Genomic DNA, 429 nt, shown 5'->3' with positions numbered 1-429 from the left:
CCAGCGGACCAAAGACCTCCTCGCCAAGTGCATGATCTTGCAGGTAGGTCTCGGCGCTGGTCTCATATAGATTGGGCTTGGCGCTGCGCCCCTCCTGTGCCGTGCTCAACACCGGTTTGACCGAATTGCGCCCCTCAAACCGGGCCTGACCATCGCGATAGGCCTGCGCGATCCCATCGGTCAACATGACCTGCGGACCCACCTGTTCCAGCGCCTGTTTCGCCGCCGCCACAAAGGCATCGCCATCCGCGCCGGTTTGCACCACCGCAATTCCGGGATTGGTGCAAAACTGCCCCGCGCCCATCGTCAATGAACCCGCCCAGCCGGTGCCGATCTGCGCCCCACGGGCCGCCGCCGCCGCGGGCAGAACAAACATCGGGTTGACCGAGCCCAGCTCGCCAAAAAACGGGATCGGTTCGGGCCGTGCCG

The 429-nt window shown here is 65.0% G+C and carries 1 pseudogene; it reads right to left on the bottom strand.

Annotated features, from left to right (window positions below):
• Window positions 1–429, bottom strand: a pseudogene (locus BFP70_RS20095) (aldehyde dehydrogenase (NADP(+))); the annotation flags it as partial.

The sequence above is a fragment of the Thioclava sp. SK-1 genome, assembly GCF_001705665.1.
Taxonomy (GTDB): Bacteria; Pseudomonadota; Alphaproteobacteria; order Rhodobacterales; family Rhodobacteraceae; genus Thioclava.
Note: the sequence above shows the minus strand (reverse complement) of the source record. Positions and strands in the feature narration are given on the sequence as shown.